Raw genomic sequence first — 13,893 nt, 5'->3', positions numbered from 1 at the left:
CGGCGGTACCGGCGAGTAACGTCACCCCCATGGCAATCCGCACCAAGGACGAGGCCCTGACCCTCCTGCGTACCGCCCTGGACGACGCCGGGGTGGCCTGGGAGCCCGCCGCCACCGACCCGTTCACGCTGGTCGCGACCCTGCCTGGGGTCCGCAAACTGAGCACCGCCTGTGCGCTGCGGGTCGGCGACCACACGCTGTCCGTGAACGCCTTCGTGATCCGCCGCCCGGACGAGAACCACGAGGGCGTCTACCGCTGGCTGCTGGAGCGCAACACCAAGCTGTTCGGCGTCGCCTACGCGATCGACGCGCTCGGGGACGTCTACCTGGCGGGCCGACTGCCGCTGGAGGCGTTGACCCCCGAATCGGTGGACCGCCTGCTCGGCACGGTGCTGCAGAGCGCGGACGAGCCGTTCAACACCCTGCTCGAACTCGGTTTCGCCTCCGCGATCCGCCGCGAGTGGGAGTGGCGCACCAAGCGCGGCGAGTCGACCCGGAACCTCGACGCCTTCGCCCATCTCGCCGGGCCCCGCGGACCCGGCTCGACGACGGCCGGCGAGGCCGCTCCGGCCGAGGGCCCGGCCCCGGCCTGAGCGCGCGCCCGGCCGGGCCTCAGGCGCCGGTGTCCCTGCTGCCGCCGGCCGTGCTGTCGGCGGGGCCGGCGCCGTCCGGGGCCCCGTCCGCGGTCAGCTGCTTCGGCAGCACCACCGCGGGCGCTCCGGCCGCCTCCGGGGCCGCCGGTGGCGTGGACGTCCGGCGGCCGATCACCAGGTGACCCGCCGCGGCGAGCGTTCCGCAGACCGCGCAGGCGCCCCAGACCGCGCCGCCGCCCGCGTACTGCAGGAGCAGACCGCCCACGGCCGGGCCGAGGAAGGACGCCAGCGACCAGGAGAGCGAGTAGACGCCCTGGTAGCGCCCGCGCGCGTGGGTCGGGGAGAGTTCGGCGACCAGGCCCATCATGGTCGGCGCGTTCATGATCTCGCCGATCGTCCAGACCGCGACGGTGACCGCGAAGAACATCGCGGAGGAGCCCGCCAGGGCGGTCAGTCCGAAGCCCCAGCCGGTCAGCAGCGCGCTGGCGACCAGCAGGGCCGTCCGGTCGCGGCCCTCCATCAGCCGGGTCATCGGGATCTGCAGCAGCACGATCAGCAGACCGTTGAGGCCTATCACCAGCCCGTACCGAGTGCTGGAGATCCCGGCCTGCCCCATGTCGACGGCCAGCGTGGTGCTCCCCTGCTGGGCGACCAGGGCCAGCAGCACGTTGAGCCCGACCACGGTCATGAACCGGGTGTCGCGGAACACCGTGGCCAGGCCGACGGCCGGCTCGTCCGGGCGGGCGGCGGGCGCGTCGGGCCTGGTCTCCGGGATCTTCACGAAGATCAGCACCGCGCAGAGCAGGGTGGAGAGCGCGTCCAGCAGGAAGAGGGTCAGGTAGCCGTGGGTGGCGATCAGGCCGGCCGCGGCGGCGGAGACCCCGAAGCCGATGTTGATCGCCCAGTAGTTCAGCGAGTAGGCCCGGACCCGGTCGGCGGCGGGGACCAGGTCCGCGATCATCGCCGAGACGGCGGGCCGGGAGGCGTTGTTGAAGAGCCCGACCAGGAAGGCCACCACGGCGATCGCCACCAGGCCGTCCGAGAGGCCCAGCACCGCGGTGAAGACCGCCGTCCCGAGCTGGGCGGTGACCAGGGTCGGCCGGCGCCCGACCCGGTCGGTCAGCACCCCGGCGCCGATCGCGGCGACGGCGGAGCCCAGCCCGAAGAGCGAGGCGACCAGGCCGGCGTAGGAGGCCGAGTACCCGCGGTCGGCGGTCAGGTACAGGGCCAGGAAGGTGACCACGAATCCACCGAGCCGGTTGACCAGGGTGGAGGTCCAGAGCCACCAGAACTGGCGCGGCAGGCCGCCCAGTGTCTCCCGCGCGGTGCTGCTGATTCGGGCGGGGACGGGCATGCGGGGCTCCCGGACGGCAGGTGTCACGGTGAGCGGTACGGGGTGGACCGGACATCGGGACAGTAAGTGGCTCTGGCGATGCGCACACATTACACAGAGGCCCCGGCGCCTGTCAGTCCCTTACATCGCCTCCACTAAGCTGGGGGTCATGGCTGATACGACCTACCGACTGATCCTGCTCCGCCACGGCGAGAGCCAGTGGAACCAGAAGAACCTGTTCACCGGTTGGGTCGATGTCGACCTCAACGAGAAGGGCGAGAAGGAGGCCGCCCGCGGTGGCGAGCTGCTCGCCGCCGAAGGCTTCCTCCCCGACGTGCTGCACACCTCGCTGCTGCGCCGCGCCATCCGCACCTCGCAGATCGCGCTGGACAAGGCCGACCGGCACTGGATCCCGGTCAGCCGCAGCTGGCGGCTGAACGAGCGCCACTACGGCGCCCTGCAGGGCAAGGACAAGGCCCAGACGCTCGCCGAGTTCGGCGAGGAGCAGTTCCAGCTCTGGCGCCGCTCGTACGACACCCCGCCGCCGGTGCTGGCCGACGACAACGAGTACTCGCAGGCCGGCGACGCCCGCTACGCCGAGATCCCGAGCGAGCTGCGTCCGCGGACCGAGTGCCTCAAGGACGTCGTCGACCGGATGCTGCCGTACTGGTACGACGCGATCGTCCCGGACCTCGCCGCCGGCAGGACCGTCCTGGTCACCGCCCACGGCAACAGCCTGCGCGCGCTGGTCAAGCACCTCGACGGCATCTCGGACGAGGACATCGCGGGCCTGAACATCCCGACCGGCATCCCGCTGGTCTACGAGCTCGACGCCGACTTCAAGCCGGTCGCCAAGGGCGGCCGCTACCTCGACGCCGACGCCGCCGCGGCGGCCATCGAGGCGGTCAAGAACCAGGGCAAGAAGTAGTCCGAACCTCCTTCGGCCGGTCGGCCCCGCTCCCCCCGTCCGGGGAGCGGGGCCGTTTCGCGTTCCCGGCGGCGTGGCCGCGGCCACCGGGTGCCCTTGCGGTGCCCGACTGCTGACCGTCCGTCAATGAGTCGCGTCCCAAAATGGTTCAGACCATTGACGCTCGAGTGTCCCGGCTTCTAGCGTGGGGGTACTGGCCTGGCGCAGGCATGCCAACGAACGCTGTCGGCCGCTCCCCACACGCGGCCTGTGTCCGGCGTGTTCATCCACCCCCACGGAGGAGCACCATGCGCAAACGTCATGTTCTCGCGGCGACCCTGGCGGCCGCCGCCGTCCCGCTGGGTCTCGCGTTCCCCGCCCAGTCGCACGGCTACATCTCGACCCCGCCCAGCCGCGCCGCCCTGTGCGCCGCGGGTACCGTCACCGGCTGCGGTGACATCCAGTGGGAGCCGCAGAGCGTGGAGGGCCCGAAGGGCTTCCCGTCCGGCGGCCCGTCCGACGGCACCATCTGTGCGGGCGGCAACTCCCGGTTCGCCCAGCTGGACGCCCCGCGCGGCGGCAACTGGCCCAGCACCAAGGTGACGGCGGGGCAGAAGCTCACCTTCACCTGGAAGTTCACCGCGCGGCACGCCACCACGTCGTTCCGGTACTTCCTCACCAAGGCCGGCTACAACGCCACCCAGCCGGTGACCCGGGCCAACCTGGACCTCACGCCCTTCCTGACCGTGCCCTACAACGGCGCCCAGCCGCCGACCACGCTCAGCCACTCCGCGACCCTGCCCACCGGCCGTACCGGGCACCAGGTCGTCGTCGCGGTCTGGGAGATCGCCGACACCGGCAACGCGTTCTACTCCTGCACCGATCTCACGTTCTGAGCGTGCTGACCGCTCCGAGCAGGCCGGCCCCGCGTTGAGAGCCCGCGGGTGCGGTCCGAGGCTGTCCCGGGCCTGGTCCTGAGCCTGGTCCGGGCAGACCGCGGCCGGCCGGGGTGCCCCGCCTTGAGCGGTGGCACCTCGGCCGGCCTTCGGTCTTTCCCGCACCCGCCCGCACCCACCGTGAGGTGCCGGCGCCCGATCACGGGCGGCCCGGGGCCGAACCGGGTGCCGGGCGGCTCAGTGGCCGCAGCAGCCGCCGCTCGCGCCGCCGCACTGGCAGGGCGCGCCGCTCTGGCAGCCGCAGCCGCAGCCGGGACCGCAGCCGCAACCGGCGGCGAGGACGGGCAGCAACCGGGGAGTGGTGGACTCGGGAGTACGGACCGGCGGCGCCGGCCGGGTGGGGGTTGCCTTCATGGTGCTGGACCCTCCTCGTGACGGGCACACTTCTGTGCCTACACCTCGAGTGAAGCGTCGCGCCCGGGGAGCGTCAACGGGCGCGCGGAGGTGGGGGCCCGGCCTGCCGTGCTTCCCCACCACCGCCGCCCGCGGTTTAGAGCGATCCGCCCGTGGTGGGAGGCGACGGGGTGCGTACGCCCCCCGGCCACCCCCGGGCGGCCGGGCGGCCGTCGCCGCGGTCACGCCCCCGGCCCCCGGCCGGAGGCGCCCCCGGCCCGCCTTCGCCGGCCCCCGCGATGCGGCCACCCCGACGCCGCCCCTCCATTCACCCACCACGGGCCGCCCGGTCCTACTCCGAGGTTGCCGCCTCGCCCGAGGCGACGAACTCCTCGACGTGCTCGCCCGTCACCAGGTAGACGACCCGCTTGGCCACCGAGACCGCGTGGTCGGCGAAGCGCTCGTAGTAGCGGCCGACCAGCGTGACGTCCACGCCGGTCTCGATGCCGTGCTGCCAGCGGTCGTCGATCAGGTGCGCGAACAGCTCGCGGTGCAGGGCGTCGATGGCGTCGTCGTCCCGCTCCAGCTCCAGGGCCGCGTCGACGTCCTTGGTGGCGATGACCAGGCCGGCCTTGGCCACCAGACGCTGGGCGAGCTGGCCCATCTCCAGGACGATCGGGTGCAGGTCGTTGGGCACGGCCGACGCCGGGTAGCGCAGCCGCGCGACCTTGGCGACGTGCCGGGCCAGGTCGCCGCAGCGCTCCAGGTCGGCGCTCATCCGCAGCGAGGTGACCACGATCCGCAGGTCGGTGGCGACCGGCTGCTGGCGGGCGAGCAGGTCGATCGCCCGGTTCTCCAGGTCGTGGTGGAGGGCGTTGACCTTCTCGTCGGCGGCGATCACGCTCTCGGCGAGCGCCAGGTCCGCGTCGAGCAGCGCGGTGGTGGCGCGGCCCATGGCCGAACCGACCAGCCGGGCCATCTCGACCAGGCTGTCGCCGATCGAGTCGAGTTCCTCGTGGTACGCGTCGCGCATGCTCTCTCCTCAGAAGCTGTGTCGGTGGCGGTGCCGACCGGTCGCCCCGCAGTCCGGGGACTGGCGGGGCGGCCGCTGCTGGTGGCGCGAATCGTACGCGCGCACCAGGGGCGGCGGGCGGGAAGTCCGCTGCCGCTGCCCCGTCCCACACGGGCCGTGTCACCACCCTGGGCCGTCCGGGCGAAGAGGCCCGCGCCGGCCGGTGAATCGAGGGCTACCTGAAGGTGAATTCTCGGCAACGTCAGGCCGATGCCTTGATCGGACCCTGGGGGAGGGCCTGCGGGATGCGCTTACGCTGGCCACATGGACGTGAATGTGGCCGCCGCCGCTGCCTGCGCCATAGCCGGGCTCGGCGTCGGCCTCACGGCCGCCATCGCCTTCCGTTGGAGCGAACGCGAACAGGCCCGCGACCGGCACGGCAGCAGCGGCAAGAACGCGAACGGCACCACCGGCACCCAGGAGTCCCCGCTGCCTCCCGGCGTGGACACGGTGCTCTCGGTGCTGCGCTCGTGCGCGATCGTGCTCGGGGACGGCGACGAGGTGGTCAAGGCCAGCTCCGCCGCCTACGCGATGGGCCTGGTCAGGGGCGGCGCGGTGGCCGTCGACCAGATGCTCTCGCTGGCCCGGGCGACCCGCCGCGACGGGGAGATCCGCCAGGCGGAGCTGGAACTGCCCCGTCCGGGCGTGGCCCGAGCCGCCGACCCGCTGGCGGTCTCCGTCCGGGTCGCGCCGCTCGGCTCCCGCCTGGTGCTCGTGCTGGTCGAGGACCTCACCGAGCGCCGCCGGGTGGAGGCCGTGCGCCGCGACTTCGTCGCCAACGTCAGCCATGAGTTGAAGACCCCGGTCGGCGCGCTCTCGCTGCTCTCGGAAGCGGTCGCCGACGCCTCCGACGATCCGGAGGCGGTGCAGCGCTTCGCCGGCCGGATGCAGATCGAGGCGACCAGGCTGGCCAGCCTGGTCCAGGAGATCATCGACCTCTCGCGGGTCCAGGACGACCGGCTGATGGTCGACCCGGAGCCGGTCCCGGTGGACGAGCTGATCGCCGAGGCCATCGACCGCTGCCGCCAGCAGGCCGCCGCCAAGCAGATCCACATCGCGGCCGGCGGCATCGCCGGCCTCTACCTGCACGGCAACCGCGGCCAGCTGGCCGCGGCGCTGGGCAACCTGGTGGAGAACGCGGTCAACTACAGCCCGCCGCGGACCAGGGTGGCCATCGCGACCCGCCGGATCTCCAGCGCGGCGGCGCTCGGCGAGGCGGACGGCGAGCTGATCGAGATCTCGGTGACCGACCAGGGCATCGGCATCTCCGAGAAGGACCGCGAGCGGGTCTTCGAACGCTTCTACCGGGTGGACCCGGCCCGTTCCCGCCAGACCGGCGGCACCGGCCTCGGCCTCTCCATCGTCAAGCACGTGGCCGCCTCGCACGGCGGCACCGTCTCGGTCTGGAGCGTCGAGGGCCAGGGCTCCACCTTCACCGTGCGGCTGCCCGCCGGGCAGGCCCCCACCGACGGGCCGCTCCCCGGCGAGCCGTCCGCCCACCCCCTGTCATCCACAACCCCCCAGCTTGCCCCGGAGGCCCGAAAGTGACCCGAGTACTGGTGGTCGAGGACGAGGAGTCGTTCAGCGACGCCCTCTCGTACATGCTCCGCAAGGAAGGCTTCGAGGTGGCCATCGCCGCCACCGGGCCGGACGCCCTGGAGCAGTTCGAACGCAACGGCGCCGACCTCGTCCTGCTCGACCTGATGCTCCCGGGCCTGCCGGGCACCGAGGTCTGCCGTCAGCTGCGGGTGCGCTCCAACGTGCCGGTGATCATGGTGACGGCCAAGGACAGCGAGATCGACAAGGTGGTCGGCCTGGAGATAGGGGCGGACGACTACGTCACCAAGCCGTACTCGACCCGCGAGCTGGTCGCCCGGATCCGCGCGGTGCTCCGCCGCCGCGGCGAGGACGGCGGACCGGGCGCGGACGGCGGCGGCCCCGGCGCGCTGGAGGCCGGCCCGGTCCGGATGGACGTCGACCGGCACGTGGTGACGGTCGACGGCGCCAAGGTCGACCTGCCGCTGAAGGAGTTCGACCTGCTGGAGATGCTGCTGCGAAACGCGGGCCGGGTGCTGACCCGGATGCAGCTGATCGACCGGGTCTGGGGCGCCGACTACGTCGGTGACACCAAGACCCTGGACGTCCACGTGAAGCGCCTGCGGGCCAAGATCGAGCCGGACCCGGGTGCCCCGCGCTACCTGGTGACGGTCCGCGGCCTCGGCTACAAGTTCGAGCCGTAACCGCGCGCCGCACGGTCGGAGCCCCGCGCCCCGTACGACGGCCCCCGCCCCCTCGGAGGGGAGCGGGGGCCGTCGCGTCGTCCGGTTGCCGCGGGCGGGTCAGTGCGCGGCGGCGAGCGGGCTGCCCGAGGCGGTGGCAGGGCCGGTGGGCTTGGCACCGGCCGCGGCCGTGCCGCCTGCGGTGGGGCTGGGGGCCGCGGCCGGGCTCGCCGCGCCGGCGGCCGAGGGCGAGGCGGACGGCGAGGCCGGGGCGACGGGCGCCGCGGTCGGACCGAAGCCCTTGTAGTAGCCGAAGTTCGCGTACACGGCGGCCTCGGCCTGGACCTGGCCGGCCTGCTCGAAGGCGAAGGTGGTCGGCACGAACCCGCCGACCTGCAGGGTCGCCGAGGCGAGACGGGCCGTGGGCTGGCCCGGGCCGCCGAGCAGCACGGCGTCGCCGGGCTTGATGATCAGCTCCTTGAGGGGCGCGCCGCTCGGGTCGGTGAGGGTCGCGGTCCCGCCGCCCTCGACGTTGATGGACTGCAGCTTGGCCGGGGCGGCGCCGGTGTTGCTGATGTTCACCGTCACGTTGGCGGGCCCGGTGTGCTCGCCCGAGGTCTCGTCCCCGGTGACGACGACGATGTTGTTCAGCCTGAGGTCGGTGCCGAGGGTCACCGACGTGTTGTCCGGCTTGACCTCCAGCGTCTCCGCGTTGTTGCCGGCCGCGCAGGCGGACAGCGAGGCGATGGCGATGGCGGCGATGGCGGCGAGGCTGCCGCGTCGAAGGCTGCGGCTCACGGCGGCGGCTTCTCCTTGGTCACGTTTCGGATGGTCAGGGCCCAGGTTACCGACCGCTGTTATCCGCTCCTCATGGGGTGGCCCCGTGTCGCGGGCCCAGTCCGCCGGGCCGCCGGCGGACGGGCGGGCGGAGCGGGCGCCGGCGGGGCCGGACCCGGTCGAGCGGATGTCCCGCGGAGCCGCAGCAGTGCGGGCGTGGCGTGCACGCCCCCGGATGCCTCCGTGCGCCGCGCCGGAGGATTCGCCGCCCACGAACCAGGCCCGGGCCAGCCGGGCCGCCAGGGACCAAGATCGGATCACGATCGGGAAACGGCGGAATAAAGAGCGAAAACTCAAGATCCAATCATGGTTTCGCGAGTGTTGCAGCACGTTTCGCCCGGCGTCGGAACCGCCTCCGACCTGCGGGAAGCCTCCGTCGACGACCGGTCGCAGCACGTCATGGGGGTGCTTGTCAAGCCCCGAGACCGGCCCTGACCTGCGAAAACGCCCTTCGGGTGCGCCGAAAAGCGTGTTATTCTGGAAAGCCACGGAAGGGGTCCTGTCACATGACGTTCAAGGTTGGCGACACGGTGGTCTACCCCCATCACGGGGCTGCGCTGATCGAGGCCATTGAAATTCGCCAGATCAAAGGTGTGGACAAGACCTACCTGGTGCTGAAGGTGCAGCAGGGTGACCTGACGCTGCGCGTGCCCGCCGAGAACGCAGAGTTCGTCGGTGTGCGCGACGTGGTCGGCCAGGAGGGTCTGGACCGGGTCTTCGAGGTGCTTCGCGCACCGTACACCGAAGAGCCGACCAACTGGTCCCGCCGCTACAAGGCGAACCTCGAAAAGCTTGCTTCGGGCGACGTTATCAAGGTCGCCGAGGTTGTGCGCGACCTTTGGCGTCGCGAGCGCGAGCGCGGGCTGTCCGCGGGCGAGAAGCGGATGCTCGCCAAGGCGCGCCAGATCCTGGTCAGCGAGCTCGCGCTGGCCGAGAACACCAACGAGGACAAGGCGGAGACGCTGCTCGACGAGGTGCTGGCCTCGTAGTTCCGCGTTCCACGTTCACAGCGCCCGATGCCGGCGCGCCGCTCAGGGTGCACACGCTCCCCGATGTGGTGCAGTGGCACTTCGGGCGCTGAGGCGTGTCCGGAAGGGGTCGCGTCCGTCGTGCACGCCATGGCCATACCCACTTCGCCGAAGGAGTGAAACCTGAACACGGCAGCAGCAGTCGCAGCAGCAGTGGTGCCCGCCGCCGGGCGCGGGGAGCGGCTGGGGCCCGGAGCCCCCAAAGCCCTGCGGGAACTCGGCGGGGTGCCGCTGCTGGTCCACGCCGTCCGCGCGCTGGCCCGCAGCCGGGCCGTCGGCCTGGTCGTGGTCGCCGCGCCGCCCGAGGGGGTGGCCGAGGTGGTGACGCTGCTCGGCAGCCACGGCCTGGAGGGCAAGGACGTCAGGGTGGTGCCCGGCGGGGCGACCCGCCAGGAGTCGGTGCGGCTCGGGCTGGCGGCGATCCCGGCGGAGGTCGGGATCGTGCTGGTGCACGACGCGGCCCGCCCGCTCGTCCCGGTGGAGGTGGTGGACGCGGTGGCGGCCGCCGTCCGGGCCGGGGCCGAGGCCGTGGTCCCCGCGGTGCCGCTGGCCGACACCGTGAAGCGGGTCGAGCCGCAGGCCGCCGGAACGCCCGAGCCGGTGCTCGACACGCCCGACCGCTCCACGCTGCGTGCCGTGCAGACCCCGCAGGGCTTCCGCCGCGACGTGCTGGCGCGGGTGCACGCCGACGCGCTGGCCGAGGAGGCCGACGGCGGGCTGCCGCCGGTCACCGACGACGCCGGCCTGGTCGAGCGCTACGGCGGCCGGGTGGTCGTGGTGCCGGGCCACGAGGAGGCCTTCAAGGTGACCCGCCCGCTGGACCTCGTGCTCGCCGAGGCCGTACTCGCCCGACGGAGGGCCTCCGATGGCTTCTGAACCGCAGACCGCACCGCTCCCGCCGATCCCCCGGATCGGCATCGGCACCGACGTGCACGCCTTCGAGGCGGGCCGGCCGCTGCGGGTGGCCGGCCTGGACTGGCCGGGGGCCGAGTTCGGCCTGGCCGGTCACTCCGACGCGGACGTCGCCGCGCACGCGGCGTGCGACGCGCTCTTCTCGGCCGCCGGCATCGGTGACCTCGGCGCGCACTTCGGCACCGACCGGCCCGAGTGGTCCGGCGCGTCCGGGGTGAGGCTGCTGGGCGAGGCGGCCCGGCTGGTCCGGGAGGCCGGCTTCGAGATCGGGAACGTCGCGGTGCAGGTGATCGGCGTCCGCCCGAAGATCGGCAAGCGCCGGGCGGAGGCGCAGGAGGCGCTCTCCGCGGCGGTCGGCGCGCCGGTCTCGGTCTCCGGCACCACCACCGACGGTCTGGGCCTGACGGGTCGGGCGGAGGGGCTGGCGGCGATCGCCACCGCGCTGGTCTACCGGGTGCCCGGCCACTCGTCGGAGTGAATCCCTCCGAGGGGCGAACGACCGGGGAATGAAGCATCGGTGACGCGTGTTCAGCGCAGTTGACCAAGGCGGAGGTCTCCAGGGTCGGCACACCCCGGTCGGTGCTGCGCCAACCCTCGACCCCGACCGTCGAGTGAACGAGAAGAGGCTCCATGGCAGCGCAACTCTCAGACCGCGCGAAGGCAGTGATCGACGGCAAGGCCTTCGCGGTGATCGCCACGGTGCAGCCGGACGGCAGCCCGCAGGCGTCCGTGGTCTGGATCAAGCGGGACGGCGACGACCTGCTGTTCTCCACGGTCGAAGGCCGGCGCAAGCACCTGAACCTGCTCAAGGATCCGCGGATCTCCCTGGTGATCTACCCGACCGACGACCCCTACTCCTACGTGGAGGTCCGCGGCGAGGTCACCTTCAGCCACGAGGGCGGCCGGGAGCTGATCGACGAGCTGGAGCTCAAGTACCGCGGCAAGCCGAAGTACGCGTACGACACCCCCGACGCCGTGCGCGTCGTGGTCCGGCTGACCCCCCGCAAGGTGGTCGGAAACCTCTGACCGGAGGGCGCTCCTCCGGTAGGCCACATGTGCGTAACGACCCCGCGGCAGCATTGACATCCAAGAATGTCGCGGGGCACCCCCCTGTGCCCACTACGCTTGACGCTGTGAGCATTCGCCTGTACGACACCGACGCCCGCCAGGTACGCGACTTCGTCCCGCTTGTACCGGGTTGTGTCTCGATCTACCTGTGTGGCGCCACCGTCCAGGCGGCCCCGCACATCGGGCACATCCGGTCGGGCCTGAACTTCGACATCATGCAGCGGTGGTTCGCCTACCGCGGCTACCAGGTCACGTTCGCCCGCAACGTCACCGACATCGACGACAAGGTGATCGCCAAGGAGCGTGAGCTCGGCACGCCGTGGTGGCAGATCGCCTACGCCAACGAGCGCGCCTTCAACGACGGCTACTCGGTGCTCGGCTGCCTGCCGCCCACCGTGGAGCCGCGCGCGACCGGGCACATCCCCGAGATGATCGAGATGATGCAGGTCCTGATCGCCAAGGGCCACGCCTACGAGGCGGAGGGCAACGTCTACTTCGACGTCAAGTCCTTCCCCGGCTACCTCTCGCTCTCCAACCAGAAGCTGGAGAACCTCCGCCAGCCGGAGGGCGAGGGCGAGACCGGCAAGCGGGACAAGCGCGACTTCGCGATGTGGAAGACCGCCAAGCCGGGCGAGCCGAGCTGGAGCACCCCGTGGGGCAACGGCCGTCCCGGCTGGCACCTGGAGTGCTCCGCGATGGCGCACAAGTACCTGGGCAGCGCCTTCGACATCCACGGCGGCGGGCTCGACCTGATCTTCCCGCACCACGAGAACGAGATCGCCCAGTCGAAGGCCTACGGCGACGACTTCGCGAACTTCTGGGTGCACAACGCCTGGGTCACCATGAGCGGCGAGAAGATGAGCAAGTCGCTCGGCAACTCGGTGCTGGTCTCCGAGATGGTCCAGCGCTGGCGCCCGATCGTGCTCCGCTACTACCTGGGCGCCCCGCACTACCGGTCGACCATCGAGTACAGCGAGGAGTCGCTGCGCGAGGCCGAGGCCGGCTTCGGCCGGATCGAGGGCTTCGTCCAGCGCGTCGTGGAGCGCTGCGGCGTGGTCGAGGCGGCCCCCGAGGTGCCGCCGGCCTTCGCCGAGGCGATGGACGACGACCTGGGCGTCCCGCAGGCGCTGGCCATCGTGCACACCGCCGTCCGGCAGGGGAACAGCGCGCTGACGGCGGACGACAAGGAGAGCGCGGTAGCACGTTTGGCCGAGGTCCGTGCGATGCTCGGTGTGCTGGGCCTCGACCCGCTGGACCCGCAGTGGACCGGTGCGGACCGCGGCGAGGACCTCCACGGTGTGGTCGACTCGCTCGTCCGTCTGGTCCTGGACCAGCGGCAGGCGGCCCGGGCCCGGAAGGACTTCGCGACCGCGGACGCCATCCGCGACCAGCTCGGCCTCGCCGGGCTGGCGATCGAGGACACCCCGTCCGGCGCGCGCTGGACGATCAACAACCAGTAACCCCTCGCGCTGAAGGGGTGAGGGTGGGCCGTACCGGATCGGTGCGGCCCATCCACATGACGCAGAGCAGGTCGCGGACGGAGTCGCCGTCGGGCGTGCGAGACAGACAGGAATGACAGCCATGGCCGGCAACAGTGCACGCAGGAACCGTCGCAACCCCGGATCGAAGAAGGGCGCGAGTGTCGGGACCGGCGGCCACAGCCGGAAGGCACTGCAGGGCAAGGGCCCGACGCCGCCCGCCTCGGCCCGCAAGGGTCACATCAAGCAGCGCCAGGCCAACGCGGCAGTGAAGCGCGAGATGGACGCCAAGTCGCGGGCCGGCATGCGCCGCAGCGGTGGCGGCGGGCGCGGCGGCCGCGGTGGCGCGGGCGCCGCCGAGCTGGTGGTGGGTCGCAACTCGGTGGTCGAGGCGCTCCAGGGCGGGGTGCCCGCCACCGCGCTCTACGTGATGCAGTTCATCGACACCGACGACCGCGTGCGCGAGGCCTTCCAGGCCGCCAACGAGCGCGGCATCCCGCTGATGGAGGCCCCGCGCCCGCAGCTGGACCAGATGACCGGCGGCCTGAACCACCAGGGCCTGGTGCTCCAGGTCCCGCCGTACGAGTACGCCCACCCCGAGGACCTGCTGGGCGTCGCGGCCGACCTCGGCGAGGACGCGCTGATCATGGCGCTGGACGGCGTGACCGACTCCCGCAACCTCGGCGCGGTGGTCCGCTCCGCCGCCGCCTTCGGCGCGCACGGCGTGGTCATCCCCGAGCGCCGGGCGGCCGGCATGACGGCGGGCGCCTGGAAGACCTCCTCGGGCGCGGCGGCGCGCCTGCAGGTGGCGCGCGCCACCAACCTCACCCGCGCGCTGGAGGCCTACCAGAAGGCCGGCTGCCTGGTGGTCGGCCTGGCCGCCGACGGCGAGGCCGAGGTCGGCGAGCTGGAGGCGCTCACCGGTCCGGTCGTGATCGTCGCGGGCAGCGAGGGCAAGGGCCTGTCCCGGCTGGTCTCGGAGACCTGCGACATCCGGGTGCGGATCCCGATGCCGGGTGCCACCGAGTCGCTGAACGCCGGCGTCGCGGCGGGCATCGTGCTCTACGAGGCCGCCCGGCTGCGCTCCAAGACCTCCTGACCTGCACGGGTTTGGGTGAAAGCGATCGGGCCTGACCGGGCCCGATCGCTTTTCTCAT

The 13,893-nt window shown here is 72.5% G+C and carries 15 protein-coding genes; 11 read left to right on the top strand and 4 right to left on the bottom strand.

Annotated elements, in window-relative coordinates; genetic code table 11:
* Positions 1-29: 29 nt before the first annotated feature.
* On the top strand, positions 30-593 hold the full coding sequence (locus tag J2S46_RS18345; RefSeq protein ID WP_191288829.1) for a type III secretion system chaperone family protein: 564 nt from the start codon (positions 30-32) through the stop codon (positions 591-593).
* A gap of 19 nt (positions 594-612) precedes the next feature.
* Here J2S46_RS18345 and J2S46_RS18340 read toward each other — a convergent pair whose 3' ends face one another.
* Entirely contained in the window at positions 613-1,947 is a 1,335-nt protein-coding gene (locus tag J2S46_RS18340; protein WP_191288828.1) for an MDR family MFS transporter, read from the bottom strand.
* Positions 1,948-2,095: 148 nt separating this feature from the next.
* Here J2S46_RS18340 and J2S46_RS18335 point away from each other — a divergent pair, with 148 nt between their 5' ends.
* Together J2S46_RS18335 and J2S46_RS18330 are read left to right on the top strand one after the other, a co-directional pair.
* Entirely contained in the window at positions 2,096-2,854 is a 759-nt protein-coding gene (locus tag J2S46_RS18335; protein WP_191288827.1) for a phosphoglyceromutase, read from the top strand.
* A gap of 287 nt (positions 2,855-3,141) precedes the next feature.
* Positions 3,142-3,729, top strand: a complete 588-nt coding sequence (locus J2S46_RS18330; protein ID WP_073924506.1) for a lytic polysaccharide monooxygenase auxiliary activity family 9 protein — start codon at positions 3,142-3,144, stop codon at positions 3,727-3,729.
* Positions 3,730-3,966: 237 nt separating this feature from the next.
* Here J2S46_RS18330 and J2S46_RS18325 read toward each other — a convergent pair whose 3' ends face one another.
* Both J2S46_RS18325 and phoU read right to left on the bottom strand, forming a co-directional pair.
* Entirely contained in the window at positions 3,967-4,143 is a 177-nt protein-coding gene (locus J2S46_RS18325; RefSeq protein ID WP_191288826.1) for a hypothetical protein, read from the bottom strand.
* A 331-nt stretch (positions 4,144-4,474) separates the two neighbouring features.
* Complete coding sequence (phoU, locus tag J2S46_RS18320; protein ID WP_073924505.1) at positions 4,475-5,155, bottom strand: phosphate signaling complex protein PhoU; 681 nt, start codon at positions 5,153-5,155, stop codon at positions 4,475-4,477.
* A gap of 303 nt (positions 5,156-5,458) precedes the next feature.
* On the opposite strand from phoU, the gene phoR reads away from it, so the two are divergent.
* Both phoR and phoP read left to right on the top strand, forming a co-directional pair.
* Positions 5,459-6,742 (top strand): two-component system sensor histidine kinase PhoR, encoded by a 1,284-nt coding sequence (phoR, locus tag J2S46_RS18315; protein ID WP_229912330.1) that lies wholly within the window; start codon positions 5,459-5,461, stop codon positions 6,740-6,742.
* The gene (gene phoP, locus J2S46_RS18310) at positions 6,739-7,434 is read left to right on the top strand and encodes a two-component system response regulator PhoP (RefSeq protein ID WP_073924503.1); all 696 of its coding nucleotides are present in this window, start codon (positions 6,739-6,741) and stop codon (positions 7,432-7,434) included. Before phoR ends, phoP begins: the two co-directional genes overlap by 4 nt.
* Positions 7,435-7,533: 99 nt before the next feature.
* Here phoP and J2S46_RS18305 read toward each other — a convergent pair whose 3' ends face one another.
* A complete protein-coding gene (locus J2S46_RS18305) occupies positions 7,534-8,211 on the bottom strand; it encodes a DUF461 domain-containing protein (protein ID WP_191288825.1) in 678 nt (225 codons plus the stop codon).
* Between the two features lie 545 nt (positions 8,212-8,756).
* Between J2S46_RS18305 and J2S46_RS18300 the strand changes: the two genes are divergently transcribed.
* The 6 genes from J2S46_RS18300 to rlmB all read left to right on the top strand — a co-directional run bounded on the left by J2S46_RS18300 (position 8,757) and on the right by rlmB (position 13,835).
* Positions 8,757-9,239: a CarD family transcriptional regulator gene (locus J2S46_RS18300; RefSeq protein WP_030244332.1), complete on the top strand. Its 483-nt coding sequence runs from the start codon at positions 8,757-8,759 to the stop codon at positions 9,237-9,239.
* Positions 9,240-9,431: 192 nt separating this feature from the next.
* The gene (gene ispD / locus J2S46_RS18295; protein ID WP_191288824.1) at positions 9,432-10,154 is read left to right on the top strand and encodes a 2-C-methyl-D-erythritol 4-phosphate cytidylyltransferase; all 723 of its coding nucleotides are present in this window, start codon (positions 9,432-9,434) and stop codon (positions 10,152-10,154) included.
* Positions 10,144-10,668 carry a 2-C-methyl-D-erythritol 2,4-cyclodiphosphate synthase gene (gene ispF / locus J2S46_RS18290; protein WP_191288823.1) on the top strand — a complete coding sequence of 175 codons (525 nt, stop codon included), beginning with the start codon at positions 10,144-10,146 and terminating at the stop codon, positions 10,666-10,668. Before ispD ends, ispF begins: the two co-directional genes overlap by 11 nt.
* A gap of 152 nt (positions 10,669-10,820) precedes the next feature.
* Positions 10,821-11,216: a PPOX class F420-dependent oxidoreductase gene (locus J2S46_RS18285; protein WP_073924499.1), complete on the top strand. Its 396-nt coding sequence runs from the start codon at positions 10,821-10,823 to the stop codon at positions 11,214-11,216.
* Positions 11,217-11,323: 107 nt separating this feature from the next.
* Positions 11,324-12,718: a cysteine--tRNA ligase gene (gene cysS, locus J2S46_RS18280; RefSeq protein WP_191288822.1), complete on the top strand. Its 1,395-nt coding sequence runs from the start codon at positions 11,324-11,326 to the stop codon at positions 12,716-12,718.
* A 121-nt stretch (positions 12,719-12,839) separates the two neighbouring features.
* Complete coding sequence (gene rlmB, locus J2S46_RS18275; protein WP_073924497.1) at positions 12,840-13,835, top strand: 23S rRNA (guanosine(2251)-2'-O)-methyltransferase RlmB; 996 nt, start codon at positions 12,840-12,842, stop codon at positions 13,833-13,835.
* Positions 13,836-13,893: the final 58 nt, after the last annotated feature.

The organism is Kitasatospora herbaricolor (assembly GCF_030813695.1).
Classification (GTDB): domain Bacteria; phylum Actinomycetota; class Actinomycetes; order Streptomycetales; family Streptomycetaceae; genus Kitasatospora; species Kitasatospora herbaricolor.
The sequence above is the reverse complement of the archived record's forward strand: the minus strand, read 5'-3'. Positions and strand labels throughout refer to the sequence as shown.